We start from the raw sequence: 20,182 nt of genomic DNA, 5'->3' as shown, positions 1-20,182 counted from the left end.
TGATTCTAGATCGCAGAAGAACCCGCTCTTGGACTTATGCACGGCGCCGACCGAGCCTGATGCCATGAGCCGATCAACTCCGCAACCCACGCCCGGCCCCGCCTCCTCCGGCCCCGCGGGTCGATCCGGAAGCCGCCGGACGATCGCCGCGGCCGTCGCCGCCGAACGCCGCGAGCTGGCCGACGTACTCGACGCCCTCGCCCCGGCCCAATGGGACGCCCCGTCCCTCTGCGGCGGCTGGCGCGTCCGCGAGGTCGCCGCCCACATGTCCCTCGGGTTCCGTACGTCCCTCCCCGGCTTCGCCGCCGAGCTGCTGCGGGCCGGCGGGCACCTCCACCGGATGACCGACCGCACCGCGCACCGCGACGCCGCCGCCCTCGCCCCACGCGAGCTTGCCGCGCTGCTCCGCGAGAACGCCGGCCACCCCTGGAAGCCACCCGCCGCCGGCCCCACCGGGGCTCTGGCCCACGACGTGGTCCACGGCCTCGACATCACCACGGCCCTCGGCCACCCGCGCCGCGTCCCCGAGGACCGGCTGAGGCTCCTCCTCGACGCCGTCACCCCCCGCACCCTGCGCTTCTTCGGCGCGGACCTGGCCGGCCTGCGGCTGCGCGCCGACGACCTCGACTGGTCCCACGGAACCGGAACGCCCCTCTACGGGAACGCCCAGGACCTGCTGCTGCTCCTCTTCGGCCGCCGGCTCCCCGAGGGCCGGCTGCACGGGGGACCGGAGGGCTCCCGGGTACCGCCTACCCTTGTTGCATGACCAGCAGCGACCGGAGCCAGGCAGTGGACGAGAAGCGAAGCTACGAGGTGCGCACCTACGGGTGCCAGATGAACGTGCACGACTCCGAGCGGCTTTCCGGTCTGCTGGAGGACGCCGGCTACGTCAGGGCGCCCGAGGGCTCCGACGGCGACGCCGACGTCGTGGTCTTCAACACCTGCGCGGTCCGCGAGAACGCCGACAACAAGCTGTACGGCAACCTCGGCCGGCTGGCCCCGATGAAGACCAAGCGCCCCGGCATGCAGATCGCCGTCGGCGGCTGCCTCGCGCAGAAGGACCGCGACACGATCGTCAAGAAGGCCCCGTGGGTCGACGTCGTCTTCGGTACGCACAACATCGGCAAGCTCCCCGTGCTGCTGGAGCGCGCCCGCATCCAGGAAGAGGCGCAGGTCGAGATCGCCGAGTCGCTGGAGGCGTTCCCCTCCACGCTCCCGACCCGCCGCGAGTCCGCGTACGCCGCCTGGGTCTCGATCTCCGTCGGCTGCAACAACACCTGCACCTTCTGCATCGTCCCGGCGCTGCGCGGCAAGGAGGAGGACCGTCGGCCCGGCGACATCCTCGCCGAGGTGGAGGCCCTGGTCGCCGAGGGCGTCTCGGAGATCACCCTGCTCGGCCAGAACGTGAACGCCTACGGATCCGACCTGGGCGACCGCGAGGCCTTCAGCAAGCTGCTGCGCGCCTGCGGCCAGATCGAGGGCCTGGAGCGGGTCCGCTTCACCTCCCCGCACCCGCGCGACTTCACGGACGACGTGATCGCGGCGATGGCCGAGACCCCGAACGTGATGCCGCAGCTGCACATGCCGCTGCAGTCCGGCTCGGACCCGATCCTCAAGGCGATGCGCCGCTCGTACCGGCAGGAGCGCTTCCTCGGCATCATCGAGAAGGTCCGCGCCGCGATCCCGCACGCCGCGATCTCCACCGACATCATCGTGGGCTTCCCCGGTGAGACGGAGGAGGACTTCCAGCAGACCATGCACACCGTGCGCGAGGCCCGCTTCGCGAACGCCTTCACCTTCCAGTACTCCAAGCGGCCCGGCACCCCCGCCGCCGACATGGACGGGCAGATCCCCAAGGAGGTCGTGCAGGACCGCTACATGCGCCTGGTCGCCCTCCAGGAGGAGATCTCCTGGGAGGAGAACAAGAAGCAGGTCGGCCGCACCCTGGAGGTCATGGTCGCGGAGGGCGAGGGCCGCAAGGACGGCGCCACCCACCGCCTGTCGGGCCGCGCGCCCGACAACCGCCTGGTCCACTTCACGAAGCCGGAGGCTGAGGTCCGCCCGGGCGACGTGGTCACCGTGGACATCACCTACGCCGCCCCGCACCACCTGCTCGCCGAGGGCCCGACCCTGACCGTGCGCCGCACCCGCGCCGGCGACGCCTGGGAGAAGCGCAACGCCGCCCCGGCCCAGCCCGCGGGCGTCATGCTCGGCATCCCGACCCTCGGCGTCCCGGCCCCCCTCCCGGCCGCCACCTCGGGCTGCGCGGTACCGCAGGGCTGAGCCCCGGGTCCTGAGGCCGCACAGGGGGCGCGCCCGGGCCGCCCGGGCCGCGCCGCACGGCCGTCCCGCCCGCGCCGCGCTGGCGTTAGGCTGCGGATCATGCTCGTAGCCGCCGCCGTCTGTCCCGCCCCGCCGCTGCTCGTACCGGAGGTCGCCGCGGGCGCCGCCGCCGAACTCGGCGACGCCCGCACCGCCTGCTCCGACGCACTGGCGGTGCTCGCCGCATCCCGCCCCGACCTGCTGGTCGTGGTCGGAGCCGCCGCCGAGGGCGGCGCGTACGACCAGGGCACCCCCGGCGGCTTCGCCGGGTTCGGCGTGGACCTGAGCGTCACCCTGGGCCCCGACCCGGGCGAACCGCCGAGCGGCCACGCCACCGGGGACACCCTGCCGGCTTCCCTCGCGGTGGCCGGCTGGCTGCTCGGTCAGGCCCGCTGGACGGCCGCCCCGGTCGCCGGTGTGGCCGTCGCCGCTGACCTCGCCCCGCACGGATGCGGCCTGCTCGGCGCGGACCTGGGCGGTTCCGCCGACCGCGTGGCCATGCTCGTCCTCGGCGACGGCAGCGCCTGCCGGACCCTCAAGGCCCCCGGCTACCTCGACGAGCGCGCCGCCGCCTTCGACGCGGCCGCCGCCCGCGCCCTGGGCGCCGCCGACACGGCCGCCCTCGCCGCTCTCGACGCCGGACTCGCAGCCGAACTCCAGGCCGCCGGCCGGGCCCCCTGGCAGGTGCTGGCCGGCGCCGCCGAGGGCGCCGGTCTCGAAGGCCGACTGCTGTACGAGGACGCGCCGTACGGGGTCGGGTACTTCGTCGCCGCCTGGTCGTAGGCGCGTACCTGCGGCCGTGGGCACGCCCCGGCCGCGGACCCGGGAAACGGCGAAGGGGCGCGGGACCGGCAGCGACTGCTGGTCCCGCGCCCCTTCCGGGACCGCGTCAGGAGGTGGCCGGCGGCGTCGTACCGCCGGGGGTGTCCTTGTGCGCGATCTTGCCCAGAGCGTCCTTCGCCTTGCCCGTACCGCTCGTGATCCGGTCGCTGTACTTGCCGTGGGTCTTGGAGTCCACGGCCTTGGCCACCTTGTCCAGACCCTCGGCGATCTTGCCCTCGTTCTTCTGGGCGAGGTCGCCGACCTTGTCCTTCGCCGGACCGAGCTTGGCCTTGAGATTGTCCAGCAGGCCCATGGGTCACCTTCCGTTGGCGGTCGCTACGTGCGGGCGCCCTCGCCGGCTTCGCTGTCCGCGGCCACCTCGGCCGACTGCTGCTTCGGGATCTCCACGGCTTCCGCCGCCGGAGCCTCCGCGACGGCCGGCTCGGCCTCGGCCTCTTCGGCCGCACCGGACTCCGCCGTCACGGCCTCGGCAGCGACCCCCTCGGTCGCGGCCTCGTCCTTACGACGAAAAAACCAGTCAAAAACGCCCATGTCTCCTCCTATAACGTTACGCGTGTGAGTGAAGTTCCGCCGTGACCGCACCGGCCTCCGCACGGCGTACGCCGGGCATGCGCCAGGCGTACGCACGGCGCGCACCGGGCCGGAACCTCGCCAGGGCAACGACCTCACCCCCACCCCGTCACGTAACTCGATCGGGTACATGCCCGCGTCTTGACCAGGGGCTGAGAGACTGGGGCGGTGAGGAAAGCAGCCCCCGCCCCGCGGGTCATCGCCGTCGTCGGTCCCACCGCGGCAGGAAAGTCCGACCTGGGCGTCGCCCTGGCCCGCCAATTCGACGGCGAGGTCGTCAACGCCGACTCCATGCAGCTGTACCGGGGGATGGACATCGGCACCGCCAAGCTGACGACCGAGGAACGCGGCGGGGTCCCGCACCACCTCCTCGACATCTGGGACGTCACCGACACCGCGAACGTGGCCGAGTACCAGCGCCTGGCCCGCCTGGAGATCGACAAGCTGCTCGCCGAGGGCCGTACGCCCGTCCTCGTCGGCGGCTCCGGCCTGTACGTCCGCGGCGCCCTGGACGTCATGGAGTTCCCCGGCACCGACCCCGAGGTCCGCGCCCGGCTGGAGGACGAGCTCACGCTGCGCGGCTCCGGCGCCCTGCACGCCCGGCTCGCCGCCGCCGACCCGGCCGCCGCCCGGGCCATCCTGCCCAGCAACGGCCGCCGCATCGTGCGCGCGCTGGAGGTCATCGAGATCACCGGACGCCCGTTCACGGCCAATCTGCCCGGCCACGAGTCCGTCTACGACACCGTGCAGATCGGCGTCGACGTCGCCCGGCCGGAGCTCGACGAGCGGATCGCGCTGCGCGTGGACCGGATGTGGGAGGCCGGTCTGGTGGACGAGGTCCGCGCGCTGGAGGCCCGCGGGCTGCGCGACGGAATCACCGCTTCCAGGGCGCTCGGCTACCAGCAGGTCCTCTCCGCGCTCGCCGGGGAGTGCACCGAGGACGAGGCCAGGGCGGAAACCGTCCGGGCGACCAAGCGGTTCGCCCGCCGCCAGGACTCCTGGTTCCGCCGCGACCCGCGCGTGCACTGGCTCAGCGGAGCCGCCGCCGACCGGGGGGAACTCCCCGGACTCGCGCAGTCGTTGGTCGAACGAGCGGTCACAGCCTGATCACGTGATGGCATCGGGACGCCCCGCGCGCCGGTTGCGGGGCCGGGGGCGTGCCATCATCAAACTCCTGCGGGTGCGGTCACCTGCGGTGAATGGCGGCGCACTGAGTCCGAGTGGGGAGGGCGCGTGGCGATGGAGGCCGGCCCTCGCGACACCGGGCGGGACGACACCCGGCGGGAAGCGGATCCGACGCTTCTCGACGGCACGGACGGGCCCGCGGCCCTCGGGCTGCCCGCGGACCCCGCACGGCTGACCCCCGACGGCCCGGACGCCCCGGACACCGCCGAGGCCGAGGCGGCCGCCGTCCCCGAGTTCGAGGTCGAGCTGCGCCCGCAGCGCCGCCTGCGCCTGTGGCAGATCGCCCCCATCGTGATGCTCGCCGCCGCCGGTTCCCTGATGTTCGCCTTCCCCCTCGCGTTCGAATTCGGCGACGGCGGAGCCGTGGTCGCCATGCTCGGCTTCCTGATCAGCTGCTGCGCCGGGGGCTGGGGGATGATGGCCGCCCGACGGGTCGGCTACACCTGGCCCGGCCTCCCGGCCCGGGGGAGCGGCCGCCGCCCCGACTGGCGCATGGCCGCGCTGTACGCCGTGATCGCACTGGCCGTCGTGTCCCTCGCCGTGTACCGGGTCGCCCGGCTCCGCTGACCGGCCCTCCCCGCAGAGGTCCGCGTACCGGACCGCGCGGCGTCGCCGAGCTGCGCCTCGCTACGATGGGCGGGTGACTCAGCGCACCCTCTCCTTCCTCAAGGGCCACGGCACCGAGAACGACTTCGTGATCGTCCCGGACCCCGACAACGCCGTCGAGCTGCCCGCGACCGCGGTCGCCAAGCTGTGCGACCGGCGGGCCGGCATCGGCGCGGACGGTGTGCTGCACGTCGTCCGGTCCGCCGCGCACCCGGAGGCGGCGCACCTCGCCGACGAGGCGGAGTGGTTCATGGACTACCGCAACAGCGACGGCTCCATCGCCGAGATGTGCGGCAACGGCGTGCGCGTCTTCGCCCGCTACCTCCAGTACGCCGGCCACGTCGAGCCCGGGGACCTGGCCGTCGCCACCCGCGGCGGGATCAAGCGGGTCCACCTGGCCAAGACCGGCGACGTCACCGTCTCCATGGGTCGCGCCGCACTCCCCGCGGGCGAGGTGAGGGTCAGCGTCGGCTCCCGGAGCTGGCCCGCGCGCAACGTGAACATGGGGAACCCGCACGCCGTGGCCTTCGTCGAAAGCCTCGACGACGCCGGCACCCTCTACACCGCCCCGCCCTTCAGCCCGGCGTCCGCGTACCCGACGGGCGTCAACGTCGAGTTCGTCGTCGACCGCGGCCCCCGCCACGTCGCCATGCGCGTCCACGAACGCGGCTCCGGCGAGACCCGCTCCTGCGGCACCGGCGCCTGCGCCGTCGCCGTGGCCACCATCCGCCGCGACGGCGTCGACCCGGCCGTCACCGGAGAAGCGGTCACCTACACCGTCGACCTGCCGGGCGGAACCCTGCTCATCACCGAACACCCCGACGGGCAGATCGACATGACCGGACCGGCCGTGATCGTGGCCACGGGCGAGTTCGACGGGGCCTGGCTCACCGAAACGGCTTTCGCCTGAAGCTTCCCTCTAATGGGTGATCCGTTTCACGCTGAGCGAGAGGTGGACTGCGCCACGTGGTGGGGTCGGTAACATCAGGCACCGGCCCTGAGGGCTCACCCCATGCCCGCCACCGCCGGTCGAAGCCGCCGGAGGTGCCCATGAGTGCAGAGGCCACGAACCCAGAAGCACACCCCGAAGCGCGCCCTGAGCTCCGCAGACGCGGCCGGACCAGGCTCGATCTGCGCCGGCTCGGGCGTGCGGCCCTGCTCGGGCCGACGTCCCGGGACCGGCTCCCGGACGCGATCGGTCACGTGGCCGAGGCGCACCGCGCCCACCATCCGGACGCCGATTTGTCCATTCTGCGCCGCGCGTACCTCCTCGCGGAGACCTCGCACCGCGGCCAGATGCGAAAAAGTGGTGAGCCGTACATCACACATCCGCTCGCCGTCACCCTGATCCTCGCCGAACTCGGCGCCGAGACCACCACCCTGACGGCCTCTCTGCTCCACGACACCGTCGAGGACACCGAGGTGACCCTCGATCAGGTCCGCGCGGAGTTCGGCGACGAGGTCTGCTTCATCGTCGACGGCGTCACCAAGGTGGAGAAGATCGACTACGGCGCCGCCGCCGAGCCCGAGACCTTCCGCAAGATGCTCGTCGCCACCGGCAACGACGTCCGCGTCATGTCCATCAAACTCGCCGACCGGCTGCACAACATGCGCACCCTCGGCGTGATGCGCCCCGAGAAACAGGCCCGCATCGCCAAGGTCACCCGCGACGTCCTCATCCCGCTCGCCGAACGGCTCGGCGTTCAGGCCCTGAAGACCGAACTGGAAGACCTCGTCTTCGCGATCCTGCACCCCGAGGAGTACGAGAGCACCCGCGCGCTCATCGCGGCCCACGCCGGGGAACGCGACCCGCTGCCCGGCATCGCCGACTCCGTACGCGCCGTCCTGCGCGACGCCGGCATCGCCGCCGAGGTACAGGTCAGGCCACGGCACTTCGTCTCCGTGCACCGCATCGCCCGCACGCGCGGCGAGCTGCGCGGCTCCGACTTCGGCCGCGTCCTCGTCCTCGTCGGCGAGAACGCCGACTGCTACGCGGTCCTGGGCGAGCTCCACACCTGCTTCACCCCGGTCGTCTCGGAGTTCAAGGACTTCATCGCCGCCCCGAAGTTCAACCTCTACCAGTCGCTGCACACCGCCGTCGCCACGCCCGAGGGCTACGTGGCCGAGGTCATCGTGCGGACCCGGCAGATGCACCGTGTCGCCGAGGCCGGCGTGGTGGCCCTCGGCAACCCGTACGCCACCGCGACGCCCGACGCCGCCGCCGACCCCGACGAGGAGCGCGTGGACCCCACGCGGCCCGGCTGGCTGTCCCGCCTGCTCGACTGGCAGCAGTCCGCACCCGACCCCGACACCTTCTGGAGCGTGCTGCGCGCGGAGCTGGCCCAGGACCGGGAGATCACCGTCTTCCGGGCCGACGGCGGCACGCTGGGCCTGCCGGCCGGGGCCAGCTGTATCGACGCCGCCTACGCCCAGCACGGCGAGGCGGCCCACGGCTGTATCGGCGCCCGCGTCAACGGGCGCCTCGCCTCCCTGTCCTCCCCCCTGTCCGACGGGGACACCGTGCAACTGCTGCTCGCGCAGGACGCCTCCTCGGGCCCGGCCGCCGAATGGCTGGACCACGCGCGGACCCCGGCCGCCCGGATCGCCATCGGCAGCTGGCTCGAATCCCATCCCGACCGGGCGCTGTCCACCACCTCGGCCGCGCGGGCGCCGCTGTCGGTGGTCGGCGCCCGGGGCGGCGGGGGCAACGCCGTCGCCGACCTGCCGGACGCCACCGTGCGGCTGGCCGGGTGCTGCACCCCGGTGCCGCCCGACGCCGTCGCCGGTTTCCTGGTCCGCGGCGGCGCCGTCACCGTCCACCGCATCCACTGCGCGGCGGTGGCGCAGATGCGCGCCGTGGGGCGCACCTCCGTCGCCGTGCACTGGCGGGCCACGGCCGACTGCCGGGTCACCCTGCTCGCTGAATCGTTCGGGCGCCCGCACCTGCTGGCCGACCTCACCGAGGCCATCGCCCGCGAGGGGGTCGAGGTGGTCTCCGCGACCGTGGAACCCCCGGTCGAGCAGCGGGTCCGGCACACCTACACCCTCCAGCTGCCGGACGCGACCGGGCTGCCCGCGCTGATGCGTGCGATGCGGGACGTACCGGGCGTGTACGACGTCAGCCGGGCGTAGGCCGGGACGGCCCCGGAAGTCCCCGTTCGGGTGGATCCGTCGCGCGCCGTGCACGGCCGTGTGACGGTCACTGGTAAGCGGTGGTGGATGCAGCTCTCCTCCCCCCGCCAGCGCGCCGCCCTGCTCGCCGCGGCCTCCCTGACCCTCGTCGCCGCCGTACTGCCCCCGCCGAAGGCGCTGGGCATCGGCGACGCGCTCTTCCCGGAGCTCGGGAACCCCGGGTACGACGTGCTCTCGTACGACCTGTCCTTCGCGTACAAGGACAACCGGACCCCGCTCGACGCGGTCACCGTCATCGAAGCCCGCGCGCTGGAGCCGCTGGAGCGCATCAACCTCGACTTCACCCACGGCAAGGTGGCGTCCGCCGAGGTCAACGGGGAGCCGGCCCGGTTCGAGAGCGTGGGGGAGGACCTCGTACTGACCCCCGCGCGGCCGGTGGTGGACCAGGCCCCGCTGCACATCACCGTCCGGCACACCAGCGACCCGCGCGGACGCGGCGACGGCGGCTGGGTGCCCACCCAGGACGGCCTGGCCATGGCCAACCAGGCGGACGCCGCCCACCGCGTCTTCCCCTGCAACGACCACCCCGCCGACAAGGCGTTCTTCACCTTCCGGATCACCGCCCCGGCCGGGCTCACGGCCGTCGCCAACGGGATGCCCGTGGTCCCCACCCTGCGGTTCGGCCCCTCGACGACGTGGACCTACCGCACCAAGCACCCCATGGCCACCGAACTGGCCCAGGTCTCGGTCGGCAGGTCCGCCGTCGTGCACGGCACCGGCCCGCACGGGCTGCCGCTGCGCGACGTGGTACCCGAGGCGGACCGGGAGCGGCTGGACCCCTGGCTGAAGAAGACCGCCGGGCACATCGCGTGGATGGAGGAGCGCGTCGGCCGCTACCCCTTCGAGAACTACGGGGTCCTGATCGCGCGGGCGACGACCGGCTTCGAGCTGGAGACGCAGACCCTCTCGCTCTTCGAGAACACCCTCTTCGCCGGCGAGGGCTACCCCGACTGGTACGTCGAGTCCGTGATGGTCCACGAGCTCGCCCACCAGTGGTTCGGCGACAGCGTCACCCCGCGGGTCTGGTCCGACCTGTGGCTCAACGAGGGACACGCCACCTGGTACGAGGCCCTGTACGCCGACGGGCTCGGCAAGTACTCCCTGGAGCGGCGCATGCGCGAGGCGTACCAGCGCTCCGACCAGTGGCGGGCGGCGGGCGGCCCGCCGGCCGCCCCGAAGCCCGCCCCGCCCGGCGAGAAGATCGGCCTCTTCCGGCCCGTGGTCTACGACGGCGCCGCGCTGATCCTCTACGCGCTGCGGCAGGAGATCGGCACCGAGGCCTTCGACCGGCTGGAGCGCCGCTGGGTGTCGCAGTACCGGGACGGGGTGGCGGGCACGGACGACTTCGTACGGCTGGCCTCGCAGGAGGCCGGCAGGGACCTCGGGGGCTTCCTGGAGCCGTGGCTCTACGGCAAGACCACCCCGCCGATGCCCGGGCACCCGGAGTGGAGCACCCCGGCCGCGTCCGGCAAGCCCGCCGCGTCCGGCAAGCCCGGCGGGTCGGGCCGATAAAGCGTGTGACCGCCGAGGAACGGGCATGTCACCATCGACGAGGCCGTTCGGGGAATCCCCCGGCGGTGTGACACGTTGGACGTGACAGTTAGCGTGCCCGTTAACGTGTCAGCGCTATTCGAATCGACGTAAGGATCCAATGACCTCCTCTTCTTCCCCTTCCCAGGACGCGCGGGACGCACAGGACGTGCGGGACCCGCAGAGCTTCACCGAGAGCCTTCGGGCCGATGCCCTGATGGAAGAGGACGTCGCCTGGAGCCACGAGATCGACGGAGACCGGGACGGCGAGCAGTTCGAACGCTCCGAGCGCGCGGCCCTGCGCCGCGTGGCCGGCCTCTCCACCGAGCTCGAAGACGTCACCGAGGTCGAGTACCGACAGCTGCGCCTGGAGCGCGTCGTGCTCGTCGGTGTCTGGACCTCCGGCACGGTGAACGACGCGGAGAACTCCCTCGCGGAGCTCGCCGCCCTCGCCGAGACCGCGGGCGCCCTCGTACTCGACGGTGTGATCCAGCGCCGCGACAAGCCGGACCCGGCCACCTTCATCGGTTCCGGCAAGGCGCGCGAGCTGCGTGACATCGTCATGGAGAGCGGCGCGGACACCGTCGTCTGCGACGGCGAGCTCAGCCCCGGCCAGCTCATCGCCCTTGAAGACGTCGTCAAGGTGAAGGTGGTCGACCGGACCGCCCTCATCCTCGACATCTTCGCCCAGCACGCCAAGTCCCGAGAGGGCAAGGCACAGGTCGCCCTCGCGCAGATGCAGTACATGCTGCCGCGACTGCGCGGCTGGGGTGCCTCGCTGTCCCGGCAGATGGGTGGCGGCGGCGGTGGCGGCATGGCCACCCGAGGCCCCGGTGAGACCAAGATCGAGACCGACCGGCGACGGATCCGCGAGAAGATGGCGAAGATGCGCCGGGAGATCGCGGAGATGAAGACCGGCCGCGACATCAAGCGGCAGGAACGGCGCCGCAACAAGGTGCCCTCGGTCGCCATCGCCGGCTACACCAACGCAGGCAAGTCCTCGCTGCTCAACCGCCTCACGGGCGCGGGCGTCCTGGTGGAGAACGCCCTGTTCGCCACCCTCGACCCGACCGTGCGCCGGGCCGAGACGCCCAGCGGCCGGGTCTACACCCTGGCCGACACGGTCGGCTTCGTCCGGCACCTGCCGCACCACCTCGTCGAGGCGTTCCGCTCCACGATGGAGGAGGTCGGGGACTCCGACCTGATCCTGCACATCGTGGACGGCTCGCACCCGGCGCCGGAGGAGCAGCTGGCGGCGGTGCGCGAGGTGATCCGCGAGGTCGGCGCGGTCAACGTGCCCGAGATCGTGGTGATCAACAAGGCGGACGCCGCGGATCCGCTCGTCCTGCAGCGGCTGCTGCGGATCGAGCGGCACTCGATCGCCGTATCGGCGCGGACGGGGATGGGCATCGAGGAGCTCCTCGCGCTCATCGACTCCGAGCTGCCCCGGCCCGAGGTCGAGGTGGAGGCCATGGTGCCGTACACGCGCGGCTCGCTGGTCGCCAAGGCACACGCCGAGGGCGAGGTGATCTCCGAGGAGCACACCCCGGACGGCACCCTGCTCAAGGCGCGGGTCCACCAGGAGCTCGCGGCGGACCTGGCGCCGTACGCGCTCGCGAAGCAGTGAGCGGGCCGGACGCCTGAGCCGGCGGACAGCCGGACGGTTTGACGGCTTGACGACCGAGGGCCCCCTGCACCGTGTGCAGGGGGCCCTCGGTCGTTCAGGTGCGACCTACTTGAACTTGCGGCTGACGGCCTCGAAGACGCCCTTCGCCTCCGGACCCAGCCGGGGTCCGGCCAGCCAGCCCGCCTTGGCCGGCCCGATCGAGGTGTTGGACACCAGCGCCGGCTTGCCGTCGGCGCCCGCCGCGACCCAGCCTCCACCGGAGGAACCGCCGGTCATGGTGCAGCCGATGCGGTACATCGCCGGCTCGGTCGCGTTCAGGGACAGCCGGCCCGGCTTGTCCGTGCACTGGAAGGCCTTCTGGCCGTCGAACGGAGCCGCCGCCGGGTAGCCCGTCGCCGTGATGCTCGCGACCTTCGGCACGGCCGGCGCGGCGAACTCCACCGGCAGCGCCGAACCGACGACCTCCTCCAGGGACTTGCCACTGCCCTTCTCGGGCGTCACGTGCAGCACCGCGAAGTCGTACGGGGCACCCGCGCCACCGGTCGGACCACCGGTCGCGATCCACTGGTCCGAGGTCTGCGCCCAGTCGCTCCACCAGACGCCGTACGGGGCCACCTGCTCGCGCGGCGCACCCTTGAGCTGCGCCGACGGCTTGCCCGCGTTGTTGTAGGACGGGACGAAGGCGATGTTGCGGTACCAGCCGCCGGACTTGCCCGCGTGCACGCAGTGGCCCGCGGTCCACACCATGTTCGACTTACCGGGGTGCGCGGGGTCCTTGACCACGGTCGCGGAGCAGACCATCGAGCCCTCGGGGCCGTCGAAGAAGACCTTGCCGGACTCCGGAACGCTCTGGTGGTAGGGCGCGTTCGCCGGCTTGGCAGCCACCGGGGCGGGAGTGGGGTCGGTGACGCCCTGGTCCTTGCCCGCGTCCGGGTCGACGACCGGGCGCTGCGGCTGCTCGGCGTCACGCATGCGCTCCGGGTCCCACAGGCCCTCGATGATCGGGTTGATGTAGTCGCCCGCCTCGCGGAGCCAGTCCTCCCTCTTCCAGTTCTTCCACTCACCCCCCTTCCACTTCTCCAGGTCTATACCGCGTTCCTTGAGCTTCTCCTTGAGCTGGTCCGGGATCTTGATCCCGTCCGGGCCCGGGAGGCTCGCCGCCACGGTCGGCTTGGCGTCGCCGCCGGCCTCCTCGTCGCCGGGGCCGCAGGCAGCTGCGGTCAGCGCGAGCGCGGCCGCGCACAAGATCGCGGTGACCGGTCGGTTCGGTCGCATGTCGTTCGTCCCCCTGGTGGTTTCGAGGCGTGGAGTGCAGCCCCCCACTATGCCGCTGCCGCCCAGGACGACACAGCCCGGGGCCGTGGTTCCTGTCGCTCGCCCCTTGCACGGCAAGGATCTTGGGGGCACCCGTGATCCGTCGGCGTCACCGTCGTTGGTACGTACGGGGGATGGGGGAGCAGCGTTGGTGTTCGAGGCGCAATCCGGAAGAGCGTTCAGTGCGGGAGGACCGACACTCGTGGCTTTGACCGAGCCGACCGCGGCGGCGGCCGCGACACAGATCCCGCCGCAGGATCCCCAAGTGCCCCCTTGGGGCAGCCGGGTGCAGGGCCGCGACGGACGCGGCGGCTCCGTCGCCGCCGACGGGATCCTGCGCAGGCAGGCGCAACGGGAGTCCGCCGCCCGGACGTACGCGCGCTCCCTGCCCATCGTCCCGGTGCGCGCCCGCGGGCTGACCATCGAGGGCGCCGACGGCCGGCGCTACCTCGACTGCCTCTCCGGCGCCGGCACCCTCGCGCTCGGACACAACCACCCGGTGGTGCTCGAAGCCGTCCGCGGCGTCCTCGACTCCGGGGCCCCGCTGCACGTCCTCGACCTCGCGACCCCTGTCAAGGACGCCTTCACCACGGAGCTGTTCGGCAACCTGCCGCCGGCGCTGGCCGCCGACGCGCGGATCCAGTTCTGCGGGCCGGCCGGCACGGACGCCGTGGAGGCCGCCCTCAAACTGGTGCGCACCGCGACAGGGCGCTCGGGGCTGCTCACCTTCACCGGGGCCTACCACGGCATGACCGCAGGAGCGCTGGACGCCTCGGGCGGCGCCCCGGACGTACGGGTGACACGGCTGCCGTACCCGCAGGACTTCCGCTGCCCGTTCGGAGTCGGCGGCGCCGAGGGCGCCGAACTCGCCGCACGCTGGACGGAGAACCTGCTGGACGACCCCAAGGGCGGAGTGCCCGCCCCGGCCGGCCTGATCGTCGAACCGGTGCAGGGCGAGGGCGGGGTCATCCCCGGCCCGGACGCCTGGCTGCGCCGGATGCGCGAGATCACCGCCGCCAGGGGCATCCCAATGATCGCCGACGAGGTGCAGACGGGCGTCGGCCGCACCGGCGCCTTCTGGGGCGTCGACCACGCCGGGGTGGTGCCCGACGTGATGGTCCTGTCCAAGGCGATCGGCGGCAGCCTGCCGCTCGCCGTGATCGTGTACCGCTCCGGCCTGGACGTCTGGGCCCCCGGGGCCCACGCCGGCACCTTCCGCGGCAACCAGCTCGCCATGGCCGCCGGAACCGCCACGCTCGCCTTCGTACGCGAGAACCGCCTCGCCGAGCGCGCCGCCGTCCTCGGCGAGCGGATGCTGTCGGCCTTGCGCGGGCTGGCCGCCGACCACCCCTGCATGGGAGACGTCCGGGGCCGGGGCCTGATGATCGGCGTCGAACTCGTCGATCCCGAGACCGGGGCCGCCGCACCGGCCCTCGCCGCGGCCGTCCGCCAGGAGTGCCTCGACCGGGGCCTGATCGTCGAACTCGGCGGCCGCCACGGCGCCGTGGTCCGCCTGCTTCCCCCGCTGACCCTGACCGACGAACAGGCCGCCGCTGTCCTCGACCGCCTGGCCGACGCCATCCCGGCCGCCGCCCGCAGCCCCCACTGACCCGCACCCCGAGGACCCGCGATGCCAGACCCGCACCAGTCCACCCCGACCCCCCGGGCCGCCCATCAACCGCCCCCGGCAACGGCGTCGAACCCCACCCCCGCCGCCCCACCGGCAGCCCTGAGCCCCGTCGAGCACCGCCGGCCCCAGCCACCCGCAGCGCCGTCTCCCGACACCGCCGCGAGCCCGCCGCCCGGCACGACCGAGGCCCGGCAGCCGTGGGCGGCTTCAGCGAAGTCTCCCGACACCGCTCCCCCCGGCCCCGCCGCGAGCCCGCCAGCCGGGGTGGCCGAGGGCCTGCAGCCGTGGGCGGCTTCAGCGTTGTCTCCCGATACCGCTGCCCCAAGTCCGGCCGTGAGCGTGCCGGCCGGCGCTGTCGAGGGCCGGCAGCTGCGGTCGCCCTCGGCGGTGTCTCCCGACACCGCTGCGCCGACCCCCGCCGCGAACCCCTCGGCCGTCACCGCCGACGGCCACTACCCGTGGTCGCCCTCCGGGGCGTCTCCCGACGCCGTCGCCGGCCCCGACTCGGCCGTGGCGCAGGCCGGTTCCGCCGACGGCGGCCCGGCGGCAGCGTCCCCCGTCGCCCCGCCGGGTGCCGGAGGCGAGCAGGCGGCCGTGGACGGCAGACGGGGCGGGCCTGCCGCCGACCCGGCCGCCGCGCCCCGCTCCGGCGCGTCGGACCAGCCCGGCGACACCGCGCCGGAGCGCCCGGGCGAGGACCCGGCGGGCACCCCCGCCGCCCCGCGAGCGGCCGAGGAAGAGCCGCTCCCCGCGGCCGCCGCCGGGGCGACGGCCACCGTGCCGCGACAGAAGGACGGCACGCCCAGAGCCCGTTCCGTCGGGTCGAGCCCCGTCTGGCCGGAGCCGGCCGCGCTGCCCGACCTCCTGAACCACCCGGAGCCGGCCGTCGCCGCCGAGGCCGCGGCGGTGGAGAACCTGCTCCGGTGCTGGGTCCGCGAGGCCGGGATCGGCCGCCCCGACGGCCCCGTCGGCACCCCCCTGCGCATCCCCCTCCCCGCCTCGGCCACCGCCGTGCTCGTCGCCGTCCGCTACTGGTCCCCGACCGGCTGGCACCGGTTCGGTCCGGCCCGGCTCGAAGGCGCCCCCGCCGGCGCCCCCTGCCTGGACGCCGTCACCCTCGCCTCCCTCATCGCCCGTGAGGGCACCGGCGGCGGCCGCGGCAGCGCGGACCTCGTCGGCCGGGTCGCCGACTCGGTGCGCCGTACCACCGAGTTCATCGCCGACCGGCGAGCGCGCCCCACCGCCCCGGCCCCCGTGGGCGGGGACCGCTTCCTCACAGCCGAACAGTCACTCCTCCTCGGTCACCCCCTCCAACCCGACCCGAAGAGCCGCGAAGGACTCTCCGAGGCCGAGGCACGTCACTACGCACCCGAACTCCACGGCTCCTTCCCCCTGCACTGGTTCGCGGTCGACTCCTCCGTCCTCGCCACCGAATCCGCCTGGACCGAGCGCGGCCGCCCCGTCTCCGCGCCCCAGCTCCTCGGCCGACTCGCCCCCGGGCTCCCACTGCCCGACGGCGCCACCCCCCTTCCCCTGCACCCCTGGCAGGCCCGCGACCTGCTCCAGCGCCCGGCCGTCACCGCCCTCCGCGACGCCGGCCTGCTGCACGACCTCGGCCCGCACGGCGAGCCCTGGTACCCCACCTCCTCCGTCCGCACCGTCCACCGTCCCGGCGACCCCGTGATGCTCAAGCTCTCCCTGGGCCTGCGCATCACCAACTCCCGCCGCGAGAACCTCCGCAAGGAACTGCACCGAGGGGTCGAGGTCCACCGGCTGCTCCGCACCGGCCTCGCCGAGCAGTGGCAGGCGGGCCACCCCGGCTTCGACATCGTCCGCGACCCCGCCTGGGTCGCCGTGGACGCCCCGGACGGAACGCCCGTTCCCGGACTGGACGCCCTGCTGCGCCACAACCCCTTCCGCTCGGGCGACGACGCCGTCTGCATCGCCGCACTGACCTCTCCCCGCCCGTGGCCCGGCCGGCCCACGATGAGCTCCCGACTCGCCGAGCTCGTCTCCCGTCTCGCCGCCGCCACCGGACGCAGCACGTCCGCCGTCGCCGCCGAGTGGTTCCTGCGCTACCTCGACCACGTGGTCCTGCCGGTCCTCGCCTTCGACGCGCTCGCCGGCATCGCCCTCGAAGCGCACCAGCAGAACACCCTGGTGCTCCTCGACGCCGCCGGCTGGCCGGCCGGCGGCCGCTACCGCGACAACCAGGGCTACTACTTCCGCGCATCCCGCCGCGCGGAACTGGAGCAACGGCTGCCGGGCATCGGCAGCGCCAGCGACACCTTCGTCTCCGACGCCGTCACCGACGAACGCTTCGCCTACTACCTCGGCATCAACAACGTGCTCGGACTCATCGGCGCCTTCGGATCCCAGCGGCTCGCCGACGAGCGCGTGCTCCTCGCCGCCTTCCGCCGCTTCCTCGCCAAGGCCGCGGGCCTCGGCCCGCTCCCCACACGGCTGCTCGACTCGCCCACCCTGCGCTGCAAGGCGAATCTGCTCACCCGCCTGGGAGGTCTCGACGAGCTGGTCGGCCCCGTCGACACCCAGTCCGTCTACGTCACCATCACCAACCCCCTTCACGATTGACGCGTCCGCGCCGACGCGGAGAAGAGCCCCCGATGCGCTCCACCGACACTCCCGCCCACTCCGCCGGATCCGTCGCCGACGCCCCCGGCGCCATCGAGGTGGTGGAGCACACCACCGAAACACGGCTCAAGGCCGACCTGTTGCCCCTGCTCGCCGAAGCCGACCTGCTCGACTCACCGGCCATCTGGGGCAGCGCCGACACACCCGCCGGAGCCTTCCGCCTCGAACCCGTACGGCCGGGCCGAGACCTGGAGCTCCTCACCGGCTGGATGAACGACCCCGAGGTGGCCGCCTACTGGGAACTCGCCGGCCCCGCCGCCGTCACCGCGGCCCACCTACGGGCCCAACTCGACGGCGACGGCCGCAGCATCCCCTGCCTCGGCCTCCTCGACGGCACGCCGATGAGCTACTGGGAGATCTACCGGGCCGACCTCGACCCGCTCTCCCACCACTACCCGGCGCGCCCCCACGACACCGGTATCCACCTGCTCATCGGAGACGGCACGAACCGCGGCCGCGGCCTGGGCACGACCCTGCTGCGCGCCGTCGCCGACCTGATCCTCGGCAACCGCCCCCGCTGCACTCGTGTGATCGCGGAACCGGACATCCGCAACACCCCCTCCGTCTCTGCCTTCCTGAGCTCCGGTTTCCGCTGCTTCGCGGAAATCGATCTTCCCGAGAAGCGTGCCGCCCTGATGATCCGGGAGCGGGCGCTGCGCAATCTCCTCTGAGTGCCGCCCCGCAAGCCCTGACCGTCGTCGCCGCTTCGCACCTCTCCCTTGGAAAACTCTGCGTCGCGCAGCAAAGTTCCCGATCTTCGAGGAGTCCCGTGCCGAACTTCCACGCAGTTCCCGCCGCGGCCGAACCCACCGTGTCACCTTCGCCCCAGCACCCCTGCACGCCACCCGAACTCAACCGTTCGACCTGGGACTCCGCCGCCCGCCGACTGCTCGCCAAGATGCTCGCCGAGTTCGCGTACGAGGAGATCATCAGCCCCGTCGCCGCCCCCTCCGGCGCCGGCGACGCATGGACCCTGACCCTCGACGACGGCAGCAGCCTCGGCTTCCGGGCCCGCCGCCGCTCGTACGGCAGCTGGCACGTGGTTCCCGACACCATCACCCTCACCCCGCCGCCGGCCTCTCCCGGCACGCCGACCCCCTCCGGGACCCCGACCCCCTCCGGGATCCCGACCCCCGCCGGGACCCCGACCCCCTTCGGGGACCCGTACGAATTCCTCATCCGCGCCCGCACCCTCCTCGAGCTCGACGGCCCCACTCTCGGCCACCTCGTCCGCGAGCTCAGCGCCACCCTCACCGCCGACGCCCGGATCGACCACACCGCCCTCACCGCCGATGTCCTCGCCGACCTCGACTACGCCGCGCTCGAAGGGCATCAGACGGGCCACCCCTGGCTCGTCCTCAACAAGGGCCGGATCGGACTCTCCGCCTCCGACACCGCCGCCTGGGCCCCCGAGGCCCGCACCAGCCGCCGCCTGCCCTGGCTCGCCGCCCACACCTCGCTCGCCGCCTACCGCGGCACCGCCGGGCTGGAGGACCCCGCCCGCCTCTACTCCGCCGAGCTCGACCCGGTCACCCGTGCCGCCTTCGACCAGACCCTGCGCGACTGCGGCCTCGACCCGCTCCACTACCTCTACCTACCGCTCCACCCCTGGCAGTGGGACGAGGTCGTCCTCCCCCTCTTCGCCCCGGCGCTCGCCTCCGGCATGCTCGTGCCGCTCCCGGCCGATCCCGACCTGCGCCTGCCCCAGCAGTCGATCCGCACCTTCCTCAACCTCAGCCGCCCCGACCGCCACAGCGTCAAACTCCCGCTGTCCGTCCTCAACACCATGGTCTGGCGCGGCCTGCCCTCCGACCTCGCGCTCGCCGCCCCCGCCGTCACCGCCTGGATCCATTCCCTCCGCGACACCGACCCCTTCCTGCGCGACGAGTGCCGGGTCGTCCTGCTCGGCGAAGTAGCCTCCGTCACCGTCCGCCACCCGGTCTACGAAGAGCTCCCCGAGGTCCCGTACCAGTACAAGGAGCTCCTCGGCGCGATCTGGCGCGAGCCCCTCACCGGCCGCCTCGCCCCCGGCGAGCGTGCCCGCACCCTCGCCTCCCTCCTCCACACCGACCCGCGCGGCCGGTCCTTCACCGCCGAGCTCGTGGCCCGGTCCGGGCTCACCCCCGCCGTCTGGCTGCAGCACCTCTTCGCCGCCCTCCTGCCACCCCTGCTGCACTTCCTCTACCGCTACGGCACCGTCTTCTCCCCGCACGGCGAGAACGCCATCGTGATCTTCGACGAGCGCGACGTCCCGGTCCGGCTCGGGGTCAAGGACTTCGTGGACGACATCAACATCAGCGACGAACCGCTGCCCGAGCTGGCCTCCGTCCCCGACGAGGTCCGGGCGGCCCTGCTCACCGAGCCCGCCGACTTCCTGCCCCAGTTCATCCACTCCGGGCTGTTCGTCGGTGTCTTCCGATACCTCTCGGCCCTGTGCGAAGACCGCCTCGGCGTCCCGGAGGACGATTTCTGGTCCCTCGTACGGGCGGAGATCCTGCGCCACCAGGCCCGCTTCCCGGAACTCAAGGACCGGTACGAGCTCTTCGACCTGCTCGGCGAGCGCATCGGCCGGCTCTGCCTCAACCGCAACCGGCTCTACGAGGACGGCTACCGCGACCGCCCCGACCGCCCGCACGCCGTGCAGCACGGCACCGTACCCAACCCCCTGTACCGGCCATGATTCCTCGTCGGTGCGTCCGCTGTCGGTGGGG

16 protein-coding genes are annotated in these 20,182 nt (G+C 73.3%); 13 read left to right on the top strand and 3 right to left on the bottom strand.

What is annotated here, in order from left to right; translation table 11 throughout:
• Positions 1–64: 64 nt before the first annotated feature.
• The 3 genes from ACFYP3_RS23770 (at position 65) to ACFYP3_RS23760 (ending at position 3,105) form a co-directional block, all read left to right on the top strand.
• The gene (locus ACFYP3_RS23770; RefSeq protein WP_388835890.1) at positions 65–766 is read left to right on the top strand and encodes a maleylpyruvate isomerase family mycothiol-dependent enzyme; all 702 of its coding nucleotides are present in this window, start codon (positions 65–67) and stop codon (positions 764–766) included.
• On the top strand, positions 763–2,283 hold the full coding sequence (miaB, locus tag ACFYP3_RS23765) for a tRNA (N6-isopentenyl adenosine(37)-C2)-methylthiotransferase MiaB (protein ID WP_388835887.1): 1,521 nt from the start codon (positions 763–765) through the stop codon (positions 2,281–2,283). The genes ACFYP3_RS23770 and miaB overlap by 4 nt, the downstream gene beginning before the upstream one ends.
• A gap of 99 nt (positions 2,284–2,382) precedes the next feature.
• Complete coding sequence (locus ACFYP3_RS23760) at positions 2,383–3,105, top strand: hypothetical protein (protein WP_388835884.1); 723 nt, start codon at positions 2,383–2,385, stop codon at positions 3,103–3,105.
• Between the two features lie 106 nt (positions 3,106–3,211).
• Here the strand turns inward: ACFYP3_RS23760 and ACFYP3_RS23755 are convergent, their stop codons facing one another.
• On the bottom strand, positions 3,212–3,457 hold the full coding sequence (locus ACFYP3_RS23755) for an antitoxin (RefSeq protein ID WP_351291475.1): 246 nt from the start codon (positions 3,455–3,457) through the stop codon (positions 3,212–3,214).
• Positions 3,458–3,480: 23 nt separating this feature from the next.
• On the bottom strand, positions 3,481–3,696 hold the full coding sequence (locus ACFYP3_RS23750; RefSeq protein ID WP_388835881.1) for a gliding motility protein: 216 nt from the start codon (positions 3,694–3,696) through the stop codon (positions 3,481–3,483).
• Positions 3,697–3,903: 207 nt separating this feature from the next.
• Here ACFYP3_RS23750 and miaA point away from each other — a divergent pair, with 207 nt between their 5' ends.
• The 6 genes from miaA to hflX all read left to right on the top strand — a co-directional run bounded on the left by miaA (position 3,904) and on the right by hflX (position 11,875).
• Complete coding sequence (miaA, locus tag ACFYP3_RS23745) at positions 3,904–4,842, top strand: tRNA (adenosine(37)-N6)-dimethylallyltransferase MiaA (protein WP_388835878.1); 939 nt, start codon at positions 3,904–3,906, stop codon at positions 4,840–4,842.
• Positions 4,843–4,974: 132 nt separating this feature from the next.
• The gene (locus ACFYP3_RS23740) at positions 4,975–5,487 is read left to right on the top strand and encodes a hypothetical protein (RefSeq protein ID WP_388835875.1); all 513 of its coding nucleotides are present in this window, start codon (positions 4,975–4,977) and stop codon (positions 5,485–5,487) included.
• A 73-nt stretch (positions 5,488–5,560) separates the two neighbouring features.
• On the top strand, positions 5,561–6,436 hold the full coding sequence (gene dapF, locus ACFYP3_RS23735; protein WP_388835872.1) for a diaminopimelate epimerase: 876 nt from the start codon (positions 5,561–5,563) through the stop codon (positions 6,434–6,436).
• 140 nt (positions 6,437–6,576) lie between these two features.
• Positions 6,577–8,658, top strand: a complete 2,082-nt coding sequence (locus tag ACFYP3_RS23730) for a RelA/SpoT family protein (RefSeq protein WP_388835869.1) — start codon at positions 6,577–6,579, stop codon at positions 8,656–8,658.
• Between the two features lie 87 nt (positions 8,659–8,745).
• Complete coding sequence (locus ACFYP3_RS23725; protein ID WP_388835866.1) at positions 8,746–10,230, top strand: M1 family metallopeptidase; 1,485 nt, start codon at positions 8,746–8,748, stop codon at positions 10,228–10,230.
• 139 nt (positions 10,231–10,369) lie between these two features.
• Positions 10,370–11,875 carry a GTPase HflX gene (gene hflX, locus ACFYP3_RS23720; RefSeq protein WP_030709650.1) on the top strand — a complete coding sequence of 502 codons (1,506 nt, stop codon included), beginning with the start codon at positions 10,370–10,372 and terminating at the stop codon, positions 11,873–11,875.
• Positions 11,876–11,980: 105 nt separating this feature from the next.
• Here hflX and ACFYP3_RS23715 read toward each other — a convergent pair whose 3' ends face one another.
• Positions 11,981–13,150 carry a trypsin-like serine peptidase gene (locus ACFYP3_RS23715; RefSeq protein ID WP_388835863.1) on the bottom strand — a complete coding sequence of 390 codons (1,170 nt, stop codon included), beginning with the start codon at positions 13,148–13,150 and terminating at the stop codon, positions 11,981–11,983.
• Positions 13,151–13,475: 325 nt separating this feature from the next.
• Here ACFYP3_RS23715 and ACFYP3_RS23710 point away from each other — a divergent pair, with 325 nt between their 5' ends.
• The 4 genes from ACFYP3_RS23710 (at position 13,476) to ACFYP3_RS23695 (ending at position 20,151) form a co-directional block, all read left to right on the top strand.
• The gene (locus ACFYP3_RS23710; RefSeq protein ID WP_388836004.1) at positions 13,476–14,798 is read left to right on the top strand and encodes a diaminobutyrate--2-oxoglutarate transaminase family protein; all 1,323 of its coding nucleotides are present in this window, start codon (positions 13,476–13,478) and stop codon (positions 14,796–14,798) included.
• A gap of 354 nt (positions 14,799–15,152) precedes the next feature.
• Positions 15,153–17,411 (top strand): IucA/IucC family protein, encoded by a 2,259-nt coding sequence (locus tag ACFYP3_RS23705; protein ID WP_388835860.1) that lies wholly within the window; start codon positions 15,153–15,155, stop codon positions 17,409–17,411.
• 32 nt (positions 17,412–17,443) lie between these two features.
• Positions 17,444–18,142, top strand: coding sequence for a GNAT family N-acetyltransferase (locus tag ACFYP3_RS23700; protein ID WP_388835857.1), 699 nt, complete (start codon positions 17,444–17,446; stop codon positions 18,140–18,142).
• Between the two features lie 98 nt (positions 18,143–18,240).
• Positions 18,241–20,151 carry an IucA/IucC family protein gene (locus ACFYP3_RS23695; protein ID WP_388835854.1) on the top strand — a complete coding sequence of 637 codons (1,911 nt, stop codon included), beginning with the start codon at positions 18,241–18,243 and terminating at the stop codon, positions 20,149–20,151.
• The last annotated feature ends 31 nt before the right edge of the window (positions 20,152–20,182 follow it).

The organism is Streptomyces sp. NPDC005533, assembly GCF_042871845.1.
GTDB lineage: Bacteria > Actinomycetota > Actinomycetes > Streptomycetales > Streptomycetaceae > Streptomyces.
The sequence above is the reverse complement of the archived record's forward strand: the minus strand, read 5'-3'. Positions and strand labels throughout refer to the sequence as shown.